Here is a 17,890-nt window from a genome sequence, read left to right as displayed (position 1 = left end):
AAAATTCCTAGGATTTTCACCACAATTCTCAAAATTAGCTATCCCGTAAACATTGCGCATCTAACAACACCCAGGTTTGATCTTGCAACACGGCGCAACTATTCATGAGGGATTGCACGAGGGGTGTTTGTCCCTGCCTCAGGGTTTGCAGCGCTGGTTCACTAGCCTCTGGATATTGCTCTAGCCAAGAATCTTTGAGGTAATTTTCTGAAAAAGCGGCTCGATCGATCAGCCAAAATGAAATGTGATATCGCGCCAAAAAGAATTTCACAGATTGGGCATGGGTGCTGTATTGGGCTTCAATGGTTCGTAAAATTCGTTCCCGAAACAGGCGGTAATATCCCAAGTGGTAGGGCACGGCATATTCTTTGCCCGTGAGGATTGAACGTCCGGCAAAGGTGGGAATATCATCCCCAATACTGCTCAGGGAAGCAATTTTGATATCCGTTGGTTGCCCCTGAAGGAATTGATAGAGCTTGACGGCACGACCCGTTTGATAACTATTTGCTGGAAAAGTGGGAACCAACAGCGGATATCCCAACACCAGCACGATTAAAATCATGCTGAAGCTTCTGGAAAGATAGACTTTCCAACGAAGGGATTTCGGTTTTGGTCGAATGGCTTGCGAAATTGGAGCATTGAAAAGCGGGGGCAAGGAATAAACCGCAGAGGAATCAAAATTTGGAATCGATCGCCCGGCCCAGCGCTGGAGAGCTTCCCAAACAATCACAAGGCTAATGGCCGCCGCGATCGCGATTATGATTCGGAAGCTGTGCCCCGTGTAGCGACTGGGCAAGTGGAGCCGAAATAACAATCCATGGGCCAACAAAAACCACCCGATCGAAGCCAAGCCCAGTTGCCATAAATTGTTGACCTCCGGCGTAATTCGGTGACTGAGGGGAAATCGCGCTTGAATACCGTTGAGCTGCGAAAGGGAGGGTTGAAAAAGAGGTAAAGCAAAGCCAAAAATTAAAGTGACTGGCGTAAGGAGCGATCGAGGAATGAGATTAGTGCCACGACCGAAAAACCAATAATCAATCCAGTCACGATCAAAAATATTTGTGCGCCCTCCATCCAGAAATTCCGGCATGGTGCGGGCAATTTTTTCAGAAACCACCGGCCCGAAATCTTGCCCCAAAAAGAGCACCGGCAACAGCACCAAAAACAAGCTGCCCAAAGCACCAATATATAAAAATAGTTGTTGGCGTTCCGCATCAATGAGGCGGCTTTGAATTGCCAAAACCAGATCTGATTTCTGTAATGCCAAGTCTTCTGCCACTTTCAAGTCCGAAGGATTGCGAATCGTCCAAGCGGCTGACAACCAGGCGCGTTCCAGCTTTTGATAGCCCACCCAAGCAAGTTTCAGCGAGATTAAACCACCGGAGACCAAGGCATAGGTTGGACAAATTAACCCCTGAAGGGCAATGGAACTCCACAACAGTTGGGGCGACTTGCGAACTAATCCATCCAAAACTGCTAAAAAGAGCGGAAAAGCAAAAGCACGCGACGTACCAGAAACTAGGTCATCTTTTAGCCAAAGACTTTGGTTGAGCAAGACGGTTGCTAGAAAACCGGCTACCGGAACTGGGAAAATAGCAAAAGTGACCCGATAGGTAAAGAAAGTGATAATCAGTCCAAGAATGGGCGGTAGGAGTTTATTAAAAATTAGGGGATTGATTTGGAAGAAAGCGGCCAGTTGATAGAGCTTGGTGTAGCCGATCGGGGCGATCGATTCAAAATAATCGGCAATCAGATCATTGTGAAAAAGGCTAGGATTTAAAAATCGCTGCATCCAAAACACATGCTGGCGAGCGTCATCTTGCACCACAAATTCACCGCTGAATCCTTGATGCAGAGACAGGCCACCATAGAGCGCCGCGATCGCGAGACTCCACAACAAGGGCCAGGGCGATCGCCCCGATCGATCAAAACAAATTTGCATGAGGCGATCGCGCCAGTTCCGCCCTTGGGAATGGTTTACGGAATTGCTCACGGCATCAACCCAAATTGATTTTTTGATAGCTTGTCAATTGATCGATTGCCAGTTGATTGGTAACCGATCATCAATGGACAAGTAATATGATTCTACTGAATTTTCAGAGAACCTAGCTCAGCAAGACTAACAGGACGAGAATCAAGGCTCCCAAGCACAAAATTAGGAAGAAATCTATCGATCCAATTTTGTCAACCTCAGGATTCTGTAATTTACTTGCAGGAATTTATTTGCAATTGAACGCTAGGACTACAGCAGCCCCAATGTTTTAAGGCAGCGGTAGGTAATTTCCTTGCGAGCAGTTGCTTGGGCTGGCTCCGGAAGTTCCAAGTTTGTGGCAAAGAAATAGACCTGCTGATTTTGCTCTAAATAGCCCACATACCAGCCAATTTGGGGGTTTGAGCGCATGGCCCAGCCCGTTTTCGCCCTGACGGTATATTGCGCCGTTTGATCCATAATCATGATGTCTTTCACGATCGAGATCGAGCGTTCAGAAAAAGGCAACTGGTTCAAATAAAGACGCTGAAGAAACTGAATTTGTTCTTCGGGCGTGATTTTGAGCGGGCCCGATAGCCAAAATTGATCAATATTGGCAGAATCGCCAATGTTGCGATCGCCGTAATTTGCCCCAATTACCCCGGCTTTCATGCGTTCATAGCCGATACGCCGAGCCAAAATTTGGTAGAACCAGACGGCTGAAACCTTGAAGGCCTCGCGCATGTTCAAATCTTGGTTCCAACCGGGAAAGGGGCGCTGAATGCCATCCCAAGTGAACCGCACATCCTGATCGGGAATCACTTGGGCATCGAGAGAAATCAGCGAATTCAAAATCTTAAAAGTGGAAGCGGGAGAAAACGGCGTTTGGTTGCGCTTTGGGTTATGTTCATAAATTTGATTTTTCTGGGGATCGTAAATAATAATGGAGCCTTCAACCTTCAGATCTTGAAAATGTTGACCGAATTCAGGAACCACTCGCCGCTCAATCACAGGTTGTGGTTGCGATTTTGGGATCAATAATTTTGGTAGAAATCTTTGATCGGTTACCGACGGGTCAACTGGCTTTTCATTGGTTGTTGCTAAACCAGGCAAGGGAAAACTCAAACAGCAGAAACCCACAAGTGAACCAACCGCGATCAAGACTCGATCGCTAATTTTGGAATTTAATCGGTTCCTTTGCTTGCTTTTTTCTTGATGATTGAATTTTTGATGATTAAATTGGCAATCTTTCATGATTTTTTCAATTTTTCTCATGATTTTATAATTAATCAAAATTCAAGATTGATCTAGATTGACCTAAGCCTTGATCAGATGACTCGAACTGGGTTTGCCGCTTCAGCATACCACCAATTTGATCCCCCTGAAGCCTGATCAAAGATGGTTTCAGGATTAAAATTTGAAAGTGAATGAAATACCAAAAGATCTCAATTAACCATGAGTGATCATCACCCCAGTTTAGAAACTGAGACAACGCCAGCGGAAAAGCCCGATCGCCTGCAAAAAATTAAGGCCGCCAAGGATGCAGCCCGCGACAATCGAGCTGGAAATGAACGGGGATTATATTTGCTATTCACCGGGTTGGGCAAAGGCAAAACCAGCAGCGCCATGAACCTGGTCTATCGCCATTTAGCCCATGATTTGCCCGTGGCGGTGGTGCAATTTGTGAAAAATAACGAGGCGTTTCCCGATGGCGATCGCCTGTTGCTCACCCGGTTGCAAAACTTGGGATTTCCGGTGCAAATGCACACCATGGGCGGCGGGTTCACCTGGGAAACCCAGGATCCCGATCGAGATCGGGCCATGGCGGCGGCTGCCTGGGAACAGGCCCTGATCTACATCCAAGATCCGCAAATTTTCCTTGTGGTGCTCGATGAGTTGCACATTGCCCTCAAGCATCAGCAACTGGCCCTGGAACCGGTGCAAGCGGGAATTCAAAACCGGCCGCCCCATTGCCACGTGGCGAGCACGGGTCGCTATGCTCCTCAGGGGTTAATTGAAATGGCGGATTTGGTGACTGAAATGAACCGCATCAAACACCCGATCGCCCAGGGAATTCCTGCCCAGCAGGGTATTGAGTTTTAGGATTGAGTTTTGAAAAACCTCAGGGCGCAGAATTGCGCCCTGCATTCATCATAGGTTACGAATCCGGGGTGATTGCAATCTTGCTTGATATTTCTTAACCCAAAAGACAACGAACTCTGAAGATTCCCAGTCGTTTGCGAACCGTGCCTTTCGCCCCCGCCGATCGGGAAACTGTTTCAAGCGATCCGGTTGCCTGCCTTGGGGGACTGAATAGCCAATCTGCGATCGATAGCAGTGAAATTGGGTAAGTTCGGAAGAGGCTGAAGGTTGCTGAACGTTGCCGCTGAATGCTTGACCCTTCACCATGCCCCTTCGCCATCGCATCAATCAGGCGGACACCCCAGGCAAGACACCCCAACCGAGAACCTGGCCATGAACTGGGCAATTGAAACCCGTGGTTTAAGTAAACAGTTCGATCGCAAGCTGGCCGTCAATCAGGTGGATCTGAAAATTTCCCCTGGGGAAGTTTATGGGCTAATTGGCCCCAACGGAGCAGGCAAAACCACCCTGATTCGGATGTTGGCGGCCGTGGAGGAACCAACCCTTGGAAAAATTTTGATTGATGGTGAATATTTAACTGGTGAATCCCTCAGCGGTGAAGATCCCAATCGGCGCAGTCGGCGGGCAAAACTGAAACAGCGAATTGGCTTTTTACCGGACGATTTCCCGGTCTATGAAGATCTGACCGTTTGGGATTATTTAGACTATTTTGGGCGGCTCTATGGCCTGCGGCGATCGCACTTGCGGCAGCGGCTTTATGAGGTGCTGGATTTGGTGCAACTGTTGCCGAAGCGCGATAGCCCGATCGCCACCCTCTCGCGCGGCATGAAACAACGGTTGAGCCTAGCTCGCACTATCATTCACGAGCCGATTTTGCTCCTGTTGGATGAACCCGTTTCCGGCCTTGATCCGATCGCCCGTTTGGAATTTCGCAACCTGATGCGGATTCTGCAAGGGGCTGGCATGACCGTGCTGATTTCCTCCCATGTGCTCAGCGACTTGGCGGAACTTTGCACCGCGATCGGGGTGATGGAACTGGGGCGGTTGGTGGCCAGCGCACCTCTGGAAGCCCTTTACGCCCAATTTGCCCGCCACACCCTGGTGATCACAGCCCTCGATCGGCTCAATGATTTGCAAACGATCCTGAGAACCGACCCCAGGGCGATCGCCTGGGAATGTCATCCCACCACCGGCCGCATTACTGTGGACTTTCAGGGTGATGAAACCGACTGTGCCGACCTGCTCGGGGAAATGGTGCGGGCCCAAATTCCGATTGTGGAATTCCGGCGCGATCGAGAAAGCCTGGAGCAAATTTTCTTGAAACTGGGACACCAACAAGCCTCATGAACCCCCGCCCCTCAAGCTGGCTGAATCGCTTGCAAACCAGCCAACGATCGCTCAAAATTCATCTTGATCGCTGGCTCGATCGGCTCGGAAACTGGAATCCCCAACTGTTGCGAGAACTGAAAGGCAACTGCACCTCGCGCAACTTGACCTTAGCCACCCTCAGTTCCCTGATTGCCCAAGCAGCCTTTTGGATGAACTGGCAAAGGATCGCCGTTGAAACCGCCACCGTTTCCACCGAAACCGAAGGCATCCTGCGGTTTTATTGCACCGGCCAGGCCGATGAAGAACTGCGAGCTTGTGAATTGCTGTCGTCCTCAACCTTTGCGGTGAATTGGCCCCTGTGGTGGTTGGACTTGTTCTTTTGGCTGTCTTCAATTCTGGTGGGCCTGTTAGTGCTGGGTGGCACGCAAGCCCTGATCACCAACTGGCTTGAGGAAAGCAAACAGGGAACCCTCGACTTCATTCGCATGACTCCGGAACCCAGCCACCGGATCCTGTGGGGAAAACTCTTAGGTGCGCCGGCCCTGATCCATTGGGCGGTGCTGCTGGCCTTGCCCCTCCAGACCCTCGCCGGCCTGCAAGCGGGCCTGGGCCTCGGCGGTCTGTTGCTGGCGGATGGGGTGGCGGTGGCTTTTCTGGGTGCGCTTTATCTGTTGGGGTTGTTTTATGCCAGCGTCAGCGACAGCAAACAGGCCATATCAAGCTGGGCCTTTGGCATTCTGGGCCTCTTCCTGTTTGCCCCCGCCCTGACAATCGCCCGAGGGGTGATGATCCGAGGCACAATGGACACCCCCGTATCCCCTTCCTGGTTCTGGTTTGGTCAAGATTTAATCCTCCAGCCGCAGCTTTGCGCCGCCATCGCGATCGCGGGGTGTGCGGGGGTGGCGCTGACCTTTTGGCAAGCCGTGATCCGGCGTTTTCAGAACCCCGCCAACACCTTCATCACCAAAGTGCGAAGCTATTGGCTGACGATCGGGTTCAACCTGTTGGCCATGGGCTTTTTTATGCCCTGGAATGCCAACCACTTCCAAGGCTGGGCGGTGGTGGGCTTCTTTTGGCTGATCCAAATGTTCGCTTGGGTTGTGTTGCTGTTGCCGACGCGCCAAACCCTGTTGGATTGGGCCCGCTATCGCCATTTTCAAAGAACCCGAGACGCGCGATCGAGCCAACGGGCGATCGATGACTGGCTTTGGGGCGAAAACAGCCCGCCCCTGTTGGCCTTGCTGGTGAATGGTGGGTTGACGATCGCCCTTTGGTCGCCTTGGGCCCTGGCCTTTTGTTTCAACAGTTCCACCCAAGGCCTGTTGGTGTTGGTGGCGATCGGCTGCACCACGGGTTTGATGCTGCTCTATGGAGCGCTGGCCCAATGGGCCTTGCTGTGGCAGGTGCGCCGACCGGTCGCCTGGGCCGCGGGATTGGTGGGGGCGGCGATCGTCGGTTCGCTCTTGTTGGGCCTGATGATGCGATCGCGCGACGCGATCGGGTGGACGAATGCTTGGGACTGGGTTTGGCTCATGACCCCTGTGGCTCCGATGCTGATGGGGATTGTTTCTGATCCGCTATCCCTGAGCATGGCGGGAGTGGCCTTTGCGATTAACGGTGTGGCGGCCGTGGGGATCAGTTATGTGGCCCTGAACCAGCTCGATCGGTTGGGTCGATCGGAGTCGGCGGCGCTAATTCAGGACGATCGCCCCCAAGTCTAGGAATTCAACAGGAATTCATACCCGCATGATTCATCAACAACTCAAGCGGGTTTCATCCATTTTTTCACTCAAGTCAAACCATGAAATATTTTGTACCGAACCTCAAGCTCAGTGCCGATCTACCGCCTCAAAATCAGTTAGAAGATAAGCTAGGGGGACTCCCTTGGGGCCTACCGCCAGAGCAGTATCCAATCTGTAGTCATTGCGGAAAAAGTCAGTCCCTCTTGGCACAACTCATTCACCATCCAAAGCGACTAGATTTGGGGCGATCGGGTCGTGTGCTGCTCGTTTTTCAGTGCAATCACGACCCGGGCACATGCCCCACCTGGGAAGGGGGATCAGGAGCCAACGCCTGTCTAATTCTGGATCCGGAAGTATTGTCCGATCGGCTTGTGCCCATGCCAGCCGACTCACCGCCGCTAGAGCTAGAAGCCCGAATTACGACCTGGATTCCCAAAAAAGATGCGGTGACCAAGAATCAAAAACCAGCATTTTTTGATGATGATCAATATTGGGACTTGCCCGATGCTGCCACCGACAGCGTTGATTGTGTGACCAAGTTAGGTAGCGTTCCGGCATGGTTGCAAAGCCCGAGTGAGGGCCCTGGGGAAGGCTGGGTTTTTGTGGGTCAACTCAGTGATTCATACCAATTTTTAGAGCAGCCTACTAGTCCAATCGATATTTTTTGGGATGAATCAGAAAATACTTGGATTTGCGAGGGGCCGAACTTTGGTGATGGCGGCATTGGCTATATTTTTCTGCGATTTGGTGCTGACAAACCCGAAGGTTGGTTCTTTTGGCAATGTGGTTGAGGGTGGGCAGTTCATTTCACGGTCGGAGCCGCAGAAAGTAGCCTTGATCTGGCTGAATCGGTCAGTTTCCTGACTCATTCTTGAGAGTCGGCGGCTGGGGTTAGGTTGAGGCCGCGATAGATCTGCTCGATCGGGAAGTGCAAATCAATGCTTTTCAGGGCGATCGTGTCACCGGGTCGAATTTTGGCGATCGCGGCGGAACTTTTCCAGTAGCTACTTTTCCTAAACACTCTCTCGTTCAGACAGATTCACTGGACATCAATCCCCTTGCTTTTCCAAAATTCAATACGCTTTTGATTCGCTTGTTGAATTTTGGCTTGTCTGAGATTTTCTTTTAAAACATCCGATATTTGCTGCCTCATGATGCTGTTGTAGTTCGATCGCACGCTTTGGACGGGCTGCAACTGGCTGAGAATGCTTGATCCTAGGGATTTCCACCAAAGATGTTGTTGAGAAGAAAAATCAATGCCGTAAAGAACATAATTGGCGAAGTGTTCGCAGTTATGGATCGCTAGGCTATACTGAGCGGCCGACATAAATTGTTCGATGCGCTCCAGTTCTTCTGCTGTAATTCTGACCGATCCTTTCAGCTCCAGCCCATTGGGGCCCCACCCTAGAGAATTGGGGCTGTCTGCATACTCAGCCAAATAGTAATGGTCAGCTAATCCCGTCAGAATTGCTGCCTTAAAAATCTTTAAAACGCTAGAATCAGTGACGATGAACCCCATGATCACATGATAAATTTATAACGTCTCTAACTGTTTGACTAAAGCAGGTAGATCGTTCTTAATGGTGTCCCAAATTACATCATCATCTACGCTGAAGTAGTCATGAACCACCTTACTTCTCATCCCAACAATCGCTTTCCAAGGAATCTCTGGATGAGCTTCTCGAAACTCTACAGACACTCTTCGGGCAGCTTCGCCAACGATCTGCAATAGATGTGTGACGGCTAATCGTAGTTGCTCGTCTTGATCAAAGTCTGAACGACTTAATCCCGCAATAAAGCTGATTGCTTTGTTGGCATTATCGATCATGTGCCCAATGTAGACATAATCATTTTTGGGCGACATAACAGACCTCAGAAGTTTCTAGAACATGGTCGCGAATTCTGGGATTTAGCGATTTGAAGGTGACTAAATCAATTGGGCGGTTGTCTAAACAGGCGGATAGTTCTTCTTGGAGTTGATGGAGTTTTAGAAAGCCTGGAGTGAAACCAGGTTCAAACTCGACTAAAACATCAACGTCGCTGGCTGGGGTGAAGTCATCGCGCAGCACTGAACCAAACAGTGACAGCTTAGAAATATGCCACTGCTGACAAATATCCGAAAGCTGTTCACGTGCAACATCAATATTCCTGAGCTTCATGAGCCATCGATGGTAGTCTAGGTTAAGATTTACAAAATTCAACTCGATTAATGAAATTAGTGTAAATTTTACTTAATCCAATCAATTAACTTACTTCTATCTAATAACAAGTTTTGAGCATTTTTCTCTAAAGGCCTCAGCTACTGCTTCAGTAGTAGGAGGTTCACCATTATTATTTAGAAAAAGCATATCCAAAACAGCAATATAGGCTTCACCAATTGCTACAGTAAGTGCTCCTGCTGTAGCTGCGGCAATTGTTCCACCTGCCACAGAGCCTGCCCCAGGAATAAATTTAAGAAAATTAGACACAATGGCTCGACCTGCAAGCGTACCGCCGGATCCAGCAACAATACTACCTACAATTGTACTCAGTAAACTTTTATCAATTGATAGTCCAAAAGTAGCTGAAACCCCAGCGAGCATACCAACCTGTATAGGGATGATTGCAACAGCATCGGAAAAGGGTATCGGTGCGGCAGCTATACCCGCTGCGCTAGCTGCTGCCGACCCAACTATCAGATGTGATCGTGTTTTTTTTAGATCAATATCTACCTTTTGCGCTGCTGCAAAGGCTCTTTTCAATCCATCTGGAACCACTTGCATTGTGGCTTGCACAAGATCATTAAGACCCATTGGAGAAAGAGTTATACCTTCATCCAAAACTTCCTCGATCGCTCGGACTCGAACAGCATTACCCACGAGACCTACAAGTGTCAATATCTGTAAAACTTCAGCACGAAAACCATTATCGGATCTTGCTTTCGTGATGACAACAATAGTAGGTATATTGCGATCTGACAGCATTTTCACCAACTCTTCTTCGGCTGGCTCAACACGTCGGGAATCCTCGGCTATACAGACCCAGGCTGCATGAACATATTGATTTGCATCGGCACTTCGTGATCGCTCACTGATAAAAACTTTGAGAGATTGTAATGTTTCTGTGAAATCTGCCATCTCTAGACCGCGAGTGTCGAAGATGGAAATCGGTATTCCTTCTTTCTTAATTTCTCGCGTATTCTGTGTAACAGGACGACCTTGCCCAGTGGTAGCAAAGTTGCCTTGAAACACTGAATTAATCAATGTACTTTTTCCAACGCCAGTACGTCCGGCAATTAGTATATTGACATGACCGCGTTCCCTTAAGGCTTCTTGTAGGGCGGCTTCCACTAAAGATTCAAGATTGAAATTTCCTGGAGCTACCATTTTTTGATCTCCATTCGGTTGAGATAACAACTAGATAAAATTCTTAGGGTAAGTTTTGGATGACTTAGCTGGTAGGTAGTCAAATTCAGCCAAAACTTACTTGATGATTGAAAGTTACCGATGCTAGTCCTTCAAGACTCGATAAATTCCGTAGGCTGCGAGGCCAGCTAATGCGCCAGCGGCTGCACCTACCGGCCCTGCTGCTGCACCAACACCAGCGCCGCCACCAACCATCCCAGCCGCAGTCATGCCAGTTGCCGTAACAACACCATAACCAGCAGCAGCTCCTGCGCCGCCTGCGCCCGCCGCGCCCAAAGCCTTTTTAGCTTTCCGTTTAACTTTGCCCAACAGCCTTTTAGCCTTGCCCATAACTTCCCTCGTGCCGGAGAGTCAGCTTTTAGATACCCATATCATATTCAATTTTAGAGGAAATTTGCATAAGTGAGGAATGCAGCCGATTACTTTCAAAAAGCCAGGTGATGATCGATTACTGAGTTCGTTAAGGTTTGGCGGGTGGGGCGGGGGTGATGGTGAGCCGATCGCCCACCTTGAGACCTAACTGAGCCGATCGCCCCGCTGGTAATTCCAACACCGCATCCACCCACAAACTCGGGCCATAACTCGGGCAGGGATCTTCACGGCATGGCGGCACATTCACCTCGATCGCCACCACGCGCCCCTCCCGCAAAAAGACCATATCCAACGGAATCAGCGTGTTTTTCATCCAAAACCGCGCCATCCGCGATTGCTCAAAGGGAAACAACATCCCCCGATCGGGTGGCAAATCGCGCCGAAACATCAGGCCAATTTCCTGTTGCTCCGGCGTGCGGGCCACCTCCAGCAAAATCTCCTGAGTCCCGATCAGGGTGCGCGCTTGAATCGGCAACTGCTGCCCGCCTGGCTCCGGTGTGCTCGCCTCCAAAGGCGCACAGGCCATCAAGCCGATCGCCCCCAACACCAGGAGCGATCGCGCCATTTTGTGAGCCACTGCAACAAATAGATCTGGCAAATCCGGTTGATCGGGCGATCGCAGGGTCATAGATTCAGAGCCAATCCTTGAGCGTCCTAGACACTCACTAACGCCGCCGTCATGGTTTGGAACAGCGCCAACCCGTCCGTACTGCCCAACGCTGCATCGGCCGCCCGTTCCGGGTGGGGCATCATCCCCAACACATTGCCCCGATCGTTGCAGATGCCCGCGATCTGGTTCCAAGAGCCGTTGGGATTTCGCCCTGCGTAGCGGAACAGCACTTGGCCCTTGTCCTCAATTTGCTGCAGCGTGTCCGGATCGGCGTAGTAGCGACCCTCCCCGTGGGCGATCGGCAGGTTCAGCACTTGCCCCGCCGCGTAGCCCTCCGTCCACAGGCGGGCGCTGCGTTCCACCTTCACCGGCACCCGATCGCACACAAAGTGCAAATTCTCATTGCGGATCAGCGCCCCCGGCAGCAGCCCCGCCTCCGTCAGGATTTGGAACCCATTGCAAACCCCCAGCACCGGCTTGCCCTGCTCGGCCGCTTCGATCACCGATCGCATGGCCGGCGAGAACCGGGCGATCGCCCCGCAACGCAGATAGTCGCCATAGCTGAAGCCGCCAGGAATCACAATTGCATCAAGATCGCTGAGGTCGCTGTCTTGGTGCCAAACCATGCGCGTGGGCAGGCCCAATAGCCCCTGAAACACCCACTGCATATCCCGATCGCAATTGGAACCCGGAAAAACGATAACGCCAACTTTCATGGACTGGAGCAAACCCGCGACTTGCGCTCCTATCCTATCGTGCGATCGGTTAACTTTAGTTTCATGCTGCTAACCGCTGACGACCTACTCTTTTTTCAGCGCTGCCCCCGGCGCGTCTTTTTGGATTTCTATGGCGATCCCCGTCGGCGCGCCCCCACGGCCGGTTTTATCCAAAAACTCCACGACGAGAGCGATCGCCACAAGCGCGATGCGGCCCAGCAAATTGCCGAGAAGCTGGAACTGGAGCTAGTGCGGCCGCAGTTTCGCCGGGGCGATCGGGATGCGGGCGCGGCGGCTACTTTGGCCCTGATGGAAGCGGGGGCGGGGTTGATCGTCGGGGGGCTGCTGCGGGTGGAGGAAATCCCCGGCGTGGAGCTGGTGGGCCATCCCGATTTGTTGGTGAAACGGCCGGGCCAGTCGGCCTTTGGCGATTGGATCTATGAGCCGGTGGATATCCGGTTGGGCAAGAAGCCAAAGCTGGAATATCAGCTCGTGGCGGCGCTCCACGCGGATTTGTTGACAATGATTCAGGGGGCGGCTCCGGCTAAGGCGGGGGTGGTGTTGCGCGGTCGATCGCCCCATTGGGTGGACTTGCGGACGCGGCTGAAGCAGGTGCAAGACTTGCTGGCGAACCTAATCGACACACTGATGGAGGACGATCGGGAGCCGGATCTGTTCATTTCTCGCAACCGCTGTTCCCTCTGCCATTGGGTGGGCGACTGCACCGATCGAGCGCGGCAAGCCAAGCACCTGTCGCTGATCCCCGGCGTGACTCCTGCCCGCTACCGGGTGTTGGAGCGGCTAAAAATTGAGACGATCGAACAGTTGGCGGCCACACCGCTCGATCGGCTCCAGGAGTTTCCCGAATTTGACGGCGCGGCGGAGGCGGTGTTGGTGCAAACCCGCGCCACCTTGACCCAACAGCCGATCGCCCTGGCCCGCCGCGAGGCCTGGTCGCCCGATCGCCTGCCGGCCGCTCCGGTGGAACTCTATTTCGACATCGAAGCGGAGCCGGATCTTTCGCTGGATTACCTGCTGGGCGTGTTGGTGGTGGATCGATCGCAGCCGGAGCCGACGTTTCACCGCTTCCTGGCGGAAACCCCCGAGGATGAGCAGCGGGTTTGGGATGACTTTTTGGCGCTGGTCGATCGCTACCCCACCGCGCCGATTTTCCACTTTTGTGAGTATGAGCGGGATGCCAGCAAGCGCCTGGCCAAGCTCTATGGTTGCGCCAGTCAGCGGCTAGAGCGTCTGCTCGATCGGTTTGTGGATGTCCATGCTTGGGTGACGCAAACGGTGGTGTTGCCGGTGGAAGGCTATGCCCTGAAGCAAATCGCTGGGTATTTGGGGTTTGGGTGGCGAGACAGCACGGCCAATGGTTCCCAGGCGGTCTATTGGTACGATCGATGGCTGAAAACGGGCGATCGCTCCTATCTAGAGGCGATCGTTACCTACAACGAGGACGATTGTTTGGCCACCTACCGGGTCAAACATTGGCTCGAACAGTTCCATCAACAGCAATTAGCAACGCAATCAGAACTTGCTAAGGCTGGTCGAGGTTGACAAAAATAACGAAATCTAGTTTCTCAAAATTCCCACAGATGATCTGGGTCATCGAGTGCTGCTTGGACAGCGGATAAATCTGCCAAGTCTTTAAAAGGGCTGGTCTTAGCTAGTTCAGTAATTGCATTAAGCGTCAAGCCCAATTGCTGATTATTTCCAGACACAATGGCTTGATCAACTACTTGGAAGAGAGCCTGAAAGTTCATAGCTCGTTCATCAAATGAACGTTCGAGATAGCCAATCAAAAAGTCCCGCTTGGCTTGAATAGTCTCGAGGGTTGTTTTTTCCCAAGCTTCAATTGCGCGTCGCTTGGTCTGCTCTGTTTCGCAAATTTCTACATAGGTTGTCCAAGCCTGTAGAACATCATTAAGGCATTGAACTGCATCAACTGAAGAATTCCAGTCCTGAAAAGAGTCTGATGAATTTTTCTTGATCGTCATAGATTTTTACTCAAAATTGCTGTATTTTTCTTGCAATAAAAATCCATCTTGATTTAGCTTGCCGTCAGCATTCAGAACTGGTGTTCTCATGATTTCAGACAAGGCTTTGATGAGCAGCATGACTTGCTGAAATTGCTTGCCATCTCTCTGAGAATCAAATTCAGCTTTTCCAATGGCAAGTTCTTCTGCCCCTGGAGCCATTATGCCGCAACCAATCAATACTTTAGATTCAAGTTCTGATAGGAGATTCAGCGCCTTGATATCTAGGCTATTTACAAGGTCGCTGACTTCTGTAATTCGCTGTTGAACTTGTTTCAGAAAATCTTCGGAAGCATCCATTTTGGCGCTTTCCGCTTTTACCTTAGCCTCATATTTACGCGCCTTGGTTAATGCTTTTTCTCCCTCGCCGCCCAAGACAAACCCACCAATCATTAGAGCTGGCCCCACAGCAATTCCACCCAAAACAAGTGATCCTAGTGCCATGCCACCACCGCCTGCGGCTAGAGAGCCACCGCCAAGCCAAGCTAGAGTTGCATTCCAAGCCGCAGCACCGCTAAGACCACTGATAGCAGTTCCAGTGCTGGCTGTCCCAAATAGGCCAACTAGTGCGACTGTTCCTTGTCCTGCTGCATATGCCGCTCCTATTGCTTGACCACTGCCAGTCGCTAGCTTCTCAGCCTCTAGCACATCTGCTTGATACACTGCGATCTGATGAAGAATCTCACCTTCTAGCTCTTCAAGGAATTGCTTGTTTTCCAGTGAACCTTGGCGATTAATTCGAGAAATAAATTCAATAAACCTTTTTATAGTCTGAACCTTTACTTTAATTTGTAGTTGACCATATTCCTCGGCAAGTTCCTGCGTTGATTGAAGCGTCTTCTTGAGTGCCTTATGCTTGGCTTTATGCCGCTTCTCAGCAGCTTTACCAATCTTTTTAGCTTCTTGCATTTTAGAGACACCATCTGCTCCTGTTGCAATGCCAACGCCAGCCGTAATCACTGCTGCCGCACCAAAAATAAGCGGGATGATAAAAATCATGAGAAGTCTCCAGAAGTGCTGCTATTTGGGTTGACCTGAAGCGAAAAATCAAACACTTATGCTAATAAAGCAACTCTAACAAAATTGAATTAGTAAGCGTGTTAACGACCTATTGACAACAGCGCGTTAACAATGTTGCTAAGCTTGCTCAGATTCGCTGGCACATAGCTAAAATATTCAATAAAGCTCGATAAAGTGATCAAGTACACCTACATTTAGGTTATCATTTTAATCATAAAATCCATAAAATCATCTATAGAAAAATCTTATACATAAGTCTATGAAATTTAACCTACATAAGAGCTGAAAATCTGGCACTTGTAGCGAAAATCCAGTCGATCGCCCCCATCAGTTCAGACAATCGATCGAGCGTGTAGCCCGTCGGGTGTTTTGTGAAGGTTTCGCCCCACAGCCGCCCAAATTCCCATAACTTCCCGTTGGAGACAATGCCAAACAACGGGCGATCGCCCTCTTGGTTCAACCGTTGCGCCGCCCACAATTCTGCCAAACATTGACCCCAGCCCGCTTCAAAGTCATCTCGCTTGGCTTCAATCAGAATCAAATAAGGCTGCTCAAACAACACCTTCCCTCTGGGCGATCGCTTCGCCACCACATAATCCGGTGTGCCCGAAAGCTGATCGTTGTAGCGCAACGGTTGATGACTCCAAATCAGCAACTCACCCACATACGATCGCCACACTTCCGTCAAAATCGGCGAAATAATATTTTCGCAAATTGCATATTCCGAATTGAAAACCATGCCTTCGGTCAAAACCAGTTGCAAGCGATCCACAAAGCTGGGATCGATCGCTAGAGCGTGATGTTCAAGGAAAGACGCTTCCTGATAAGTCATCGGGAACTCTGCCAAAACATCCGCGATGGTTTTGTACTGTGTGAATGGCATGATTAGAATTGAAATTGGATGAGATTTCGGAACCAGAAAGGTGCTTTTAGAATGCAGTTTATTGAATAAACGATCGCCCTTCTAGATCGTCATAGCGTGCGGCAAAATTTCAATCGCTCATCTTAACGGCGCTCACTCAGAAAGGCGACACATTCCACATGGGGCGTTTGGGGGAAAAAGTCCGCTGGCTGCACTCGATCGAGCTGATATTGTCCCTGTTCACAGAGCAGCTTCAAATCTCGGGCCAGGGTGGCCGGCTTGCAGCTCATGTAAACAATTCGTGCTGGGGCGATCGCCCGTAAGGCTTCAATCACGCCCGGCTCACAACCTTTTCGGGGCGGATCCAACAACACCACGTCCGGTTGCAGTCCCAATTGGGGCAGCAGATCCGCCACTTTCCCCACCTGAAATTCAACATTGGTGAGCTGGTTGCGTTCGGCGTTGTGGCGGGCTTGGGTGACGGCTTCCGCTTGGGCTTCAATCCCGATCGCCCGGCCGGCTCGCTGGGCCAAGGGCAGGGTCAGGGTTCCCACGCCGCAATAGGCATCCACCAAAATTTCCCGGCCGGTCAGGGCCAGTTGTTGGTGAATGGTTTTCAGCAGTTCTTCTGTTTGGTCGGTGTTCACCTGAAAGAAGGTTTCCGGGCGAATTTCAAACACCAATCCATTCAGGTGTTCCTCCAGGGCCGGCCGCCCCAGAACGCAGCGGGTTTCGGGCCCAAAAATCACGTTGTTGCGCTGGGGCTGCTGGTTCACACAGACCCCCACCAACTGCGGAAATTGCTCGCGCCACAGTTCCGCTTGGGTGGCCAAACCGGGCAGCGCTTCCCAGTCGCGCACCACCAGGGTGAGGAGCATTTCGCCCGTGCGCCGCCCAATCCGTAGGGCCAAGTGACGCACCGTGCCCGTGTGGGTGGTTTCGTCGTAGGGTTCCCAACCGCTGGCGGTCAAGTCCTGTTTCACCTGTCGCAGCAGGGGATCGAGTCGATCGTCCTGTACGGGACATTGGTTCAGATTCACAATTTTGTGGCTGCCCTTTTGGTAATAGCCCGCCCGAATTTGATCATCGGGGCCGGGAGCCACGGGATAGGTGGCTTTGTTGCGGTAGGCCAAGGGGGCAGCGGCGGCCAAAATGGGCAAAACGGGTGGCTCTTCAAAGCCTCCGAGCCGGGTGAGGGCCTGTTCCACCTGTCGCTGTTTGGCCAGCAGTTGGGATCCATAGGCCACATGCTGCCATTGGCAACCGCCGCACTTGTCCGCCACGATGCAGCCGGGGCGGACGCGATCGGGCGAAGGATCCAGAATCGACAAAATTTTGGCCCGGGCAAAGGTGGGCTTCACCTGCAACAGCCGCACCGATAGGTAGTCGCCCGGTACGGTTTCCGGCACAAACACCACCCGATCGGCCCAACGGCCCACGCCATCCCCCGAATCGGCCAGGTCGGTAATTTCCAGCTCGATCGCCGCCCCCTGTTTCCATTCCGGTTGGTTCATCTGATTGTCAAGGGTGGTGGTCATGGCTCGATCGGCCTCAATCTCAATAGCGTGCAACGGCGGGCCAATGCGGTTGAGTGGCGTTGTGGGCCCTGGGCCTCCGGTCGATCGTGCCCTTGCACCGGCCGCGACGGGAAACCGAACCGGCCCGGCGCAAAGGTGCGGTGATACGATGGAGGCGCGCCACAGCTCGATCGCGTCATGACG

Annotated in this window: 19 protein-coding genes; 5 read left to right on the top strand and 14 right to left on the bottom strand. The window is 51.5% G+C overall.

The genetic code is table 11. The features are described 5' to 3' along the window. Window positions 1-34: 34 nt before the first annotated feature. Window positions 35-1,993 carry a hypothetical protein gene (locus H6G53_RS00520; protein WP_190530586.1) on the bottom strand — a complete coding sequence of 653 codons (1,959 nt, stop codon included), beginning with the start codon at window positions 1,991-1,993 and terminating at the stop codon, window positions 35-37. Between the two features lie 249 nt (window positions 1,994-2,242). Then, entirely contained in the window at window positions 2,243-3,127 is an 885-nt protein-coding gene (gene blaOXA / locus H6G53_RS00515; RefSeq protein ID WP_370567772.1) for a class D beta-lactamase, read from the bottom strand. Window positions 3,128-3,424: 297 nt separating this feature from the next. On the opposite strand from blaOXA, the gene H6G53_RS00510 reads away from it, so the two are divergent. From H6G53_RS00510 to H6G53_RS00495, 4 genes are all read left to right on the top strand, one after another. Then, the gene (locus tag H6G53_RS00510) at window positions 3,425-4,072 is read left to right on the top strand and encodes a cob(I)yrinic acid a,c-diamide adenosyltransferase (RefSeq protein ID WP_190530584.1); all 648 of its coding nucleotides are present in this window, start codon (window positions 3,425-3,427) and stop codon (window positions 4,070-4,072) included. A gap of 366 nt (window positions 4,073-4,438) precedes the next feature. Continuing rightward, complete coding sequence (locus H6G53_RS00505; protein WP_370567771.1) at window positions 4,439-5,419, top strand: ABC transporter ATP-binding protein; 981 nt, start codon at window positions 4,439-4,441, stop codon at window positions 5,417-5,419. Next, window positions 5,416-7,122, top strand: coding sequence for a hypothetical protein (locus tag H6G53_RS00500; RefSeq protein WP_190530583.1), 1,707 nt, complete (start codon window positions 5,416-5,418; stop codon window positions 7,120-7,122). The genes H6G53_RS00505 and H6G53_RS00500 overlap by 4 nt, the downstream gene beginning before the upstream one ends. Window positions 7,123-7,202: 80 nt before the next feature. After that, entirely contained in the window at window positions 7,203-7,934 is a 732-nt protein-coding gene (locus H6G53_RS00495; protein WP_190530582.1) for a hypothetical protein, read from the top strand. A gap of 74 nt (window positions 7,935-8,008) precedes the next feature. Here H6G53_RS00495 and H6G53_RS00490 read toward each other — a convergent pair whose 3' ends face one another. From H6G53_RS00490 to purQ, 8 genes are all read right to left on the bottom strand, one after another. After that, window positions 8,009-8,164, bottom strand: a complete 156-nt coding sequence (locus tag H6G53_RS00490; RefSeq protein ID WP_199309071.1) for a hypothetical protein — start codon at window positions 8,162-8,164, stop codon at window positions 8,009-8,011. Window positions 8,165-8,182: 18 nt separating this feature from the next. Next, entirely contained in the window at window positions 8,183-8,662 is a 480-nt protein-coding gene (locus H6G53_RS00485) for a hypothetical protein (protein WP_190530581.1), read from the bottom strand. A gap of 15 nt (window positions 8,663-8,677) precedes the next feature. Then, complete coding sequence (locus H6G53_RS00480; RefSeq protein WP_190530580.1) at window positions 8,678-9,007, bottom strand: DUF86 domain-containing protein; 330 nt, start codon at window positions 9,005-9,007, stop codon at window positions 8,678-8,680. Beyond that, window positions 8,991-9,302 carry a nucleotidyltransferase family protein gene (locus H6G53_RS00475; protein WP_199309070.1) on the bottom strand — a complete coding sequence of 104 codons (312 nt, stop codon included), beginning with the start codon at window positions 9,300-9,302 and terminating at the stop codon, window positions 8,991-8,993. The genes H6G53_RS00480 and H6G53_RS00475 overlap by 17 nt, the downstream gene beginning before the upstream one ends. A gap of 96 nt (window positions 9,303-9,398) precedes the next feature. Next, window positions 9,399-10,508 (bottom strand): YcjF family protein, encoded by a 1,110-nt coding sequence (locus H6G53_RS00470; RefSeq protein WP_190530579.1) that lies wholly within the window; start codon window positions 10,506-10,508, stop codon window positions 9,399-9,401. Window positions 10,509-10,631: 123 nt separating this feature from the next. Beyond that, window positions 10,632-10,877: a hypothetical protein gene (locus tag H6G53_RS00465; RefSeq protein ID WP_190530578.1), complete on the bottom strand. Its 246-nt coding sequence runs from the start codon at window positions 10,875-10,877 to the stop codon at window positions 10,632-10,634. 130 nt (window positions 10,878-11,007) lie between these two features. After that, window positions 11,008-11,547 carry a DUF192 domain-containing protein gene (locus tag H6G53_RS00460; protein ID WP_242030763.1) on the bottom strand — a complete coding sequence of 180 codons (540 nt, stop codon included), beginning with the start codon at window positions 11,545-11,547 and terminating at the stop codon, window positions 11,008-11,010. Window positions 11,548-11,573: 26 nt separating this feature from the next. Further along, the gene (gene purQ, locus H6G53_RS00455; protein ID WP_190530577.1) at window positions 11,574-12,245 is read right to left on the bottom strand and encodes a phosphoribosylformylglycinamidine synthase subunit PurQ; all 672 of its coding nucleotides are present in this window, start codon (window positions 12,243-12,245) and stop codon (window positions 11,574-11,576) included. 63 nt (window positions 12,246-12,308) lie between these two features. Here purQ and H6G53_RS00450 point away from each other — a divergent pair, with 63 nt between their 5' ends. Further along, entirely contained in the window at window positions 12,309-13,808 is a 1,500-nt protein-coding gene (locus tag H6G53_RS00450; RefSeq protein ID WP_190530576.1) for a TM0106 family RecB-like putative nuclease, read from the top strand. 23 nt (window positions 13,809-13,831) lie between these two features. Here the strand turns inward: H6G53_RS00450 and H6G53_RS00445 are convergent, their stop codons facing one another. The 4 genes from H6G53_RS00445 to rlmD all read right to left on the bottom strand — a co-directional run bounded on the left by H6G53_RS00445 (window position 13,832) and on the right by rlmD (window position 17,683). Further along, a complete protein-coding gene (locus H6G53_RS00445; protein ID WP_190530575.1) occupies window positions 13,832-14,248 on the bottom strand; it encodes a hypothetical protein in 417 nt (138 codons plus the stop codon). A 6-nt stretch (window positions 14,249-14,254) separates the two neighbouring features. After that, window positions 14,255-15,286: a hypothetical protein gene (locus H6G53_RS00440; RefSeq protein WP_190530574.1), complete on the bottom strand. Its 1,032-nt coding sequence runs from the start codon at window positions 15,284-15,286 to the stop codon at window positions 14,255-14,257. A 292-nt stretch (window positions 15,287-15,578) separates the two neighbouring features. Then, complete coding sequence (locus H6G53_RS00435) at window positions 15,579-16,190, bottom strand: hypothetical protein (RefSeq protein WP_190530573.1); 612 nt, start codon at window positions 16,188-16,190, stop codon at window positions 15,579-15,581. A 122-nt stretch (window positions 16,191-16,312) separates the two neighbouring features. Further along, a complete protein-coding gene (gene rlmD, locus H6G53_RS00430; RefSeq protein WP_190530750.1) occupies window positions 16,313-17,683 on the bottom strand; it encodes a 23S rRNA (uracil(1939)-C(5))-methyltransferase RlmD in 1,371 nt (456 codons plus the stop codon). Window positions 17,684-17,890 lie beyond the last annotated feature (207 nt).

Origin of the sequence: Limnothrix sp. FACHB-406 (genome assembly GCF_014698235.1) — a bacterium.
Lineage (GTDB): Bacteria > Cyanobacteriota > Cyanobacteriia > CACIAM-69d > CACIAM-69d > CACIAM-69d.
The sequence above is the reverse complement of the archived record's forward strand: the minus strand, read 5'-3'. Positions and strand labels throughout refer to the sequence as shown.

Excerpts from the sequence above, each read along its gene's own strand:
- H6G53_RS00510 (WP_190530584.1), top strand. The coding sequence starts at position 3,425 with ATGAGTGATCATCACCCCAGTTTAGAAACTGAGACAACGCCAGCGGAA.
- H6G53_RS00500 (WP_190530583.1), top strand. The coding sequence starts at position 5,416 with ATGAACCCCCGCCCCTCAAGCTGGCTGAATCGCTTGCAAACCAGCCAA.
- H6G53_RS00495 (WP_190530582.1), top strand. The coding sequence starts at position 7,203 with ATGAAATATTTTGTACCGAACCTCAAGCTCAGTGCCGATCTACCGCCT.
- H6G53_RS00485 (WP_190530581.1), bottom strand. The coding sequence starts at position 8,662 with ATGGGGTTCATCGTCACTGATTCTAGCGTTTTAAAGATTTTTAAGGCA.
- H6G53_RS00480 (WP_190530580.1), bottom strand. The coding sequence starts at position 9,007 with ATGTCGCCCAAAAATGATTATGTCTACATTGGGCACATGATCGATAAT.
- H6G53_RS00475 (WP_199309070.1), bottom strand. The coding sequence starts at position 9,302 with ATGAAGCTCAGGAATATTGATGTTGCACGTGAACAGCTTTCGGATATT.
- H6G53_RS00470 (WP_190530579.1), bottom strand. The coding sequence starts at position 10,508 with ATGGTAGCTCCAGGAAATTTCAATCTTGAATCTTTAGTGGAAGCCGCC.
- H6G53_RS00465 (WP_190530578.1), bottom strand. The coding sequence starts at position 10,877 with ATGGGCAAGGCTAAAAGGCTGTTGGGCAAAGTTAAACGGAAAGCTAAA.
- H6G53_RS00460 (WP_242030763.1), bottom strand. The coding sequence starts at position 11,547 with ATGACCCTGCGATCGCCCGATCAACCGGATTTGCCAGATCTATTTGTT.
- purQ (WP_190530577.1), bottom strand. The coding sequence starts at position 12,245 with ATGAAAGTTGGCGTTATCGTTTTTCCGGGTTCCAATTGCGATCGGGAT.
- H6G53_RS00450 (WP_190530576.1), top strand. The coding sequence starts at position 12,309 with ATGCTGCTAACCGCTGACGACCTACTCTTTTTTCAGCGCTGCCCCCGG.
- H6G53_RS00445 (WP_190530575.1), bottom strand. The coding sequence starts at position 14,248 with ATGACGATCAAGAAAAATTCATCAGACTCTTTTCAGGACTGGAATTCT.
- H6G53_RS00440 (WP_190530574.1), bottom strand. The coding sequence starts at position 15,286 with ATGATTTTTATCATCCCGCTTATTTTTGGTGCGGCAGCAGTGATTACG.
- H6G53_RS00435 (WP_190530573.1), bottom strand. The coding sequence starts at position 16,190 with ATGCCATTCACACAGTACAAAACCATCGCGGATGTTTTGGCAGAGTTC.
- rlmD (WP_190530750.1), bottom strand. The coding sequence starts at position 17,683 with ATGAACCAACCGGAATGGAAACAGGGGGCGGCGATCGAGCTGGAAATT.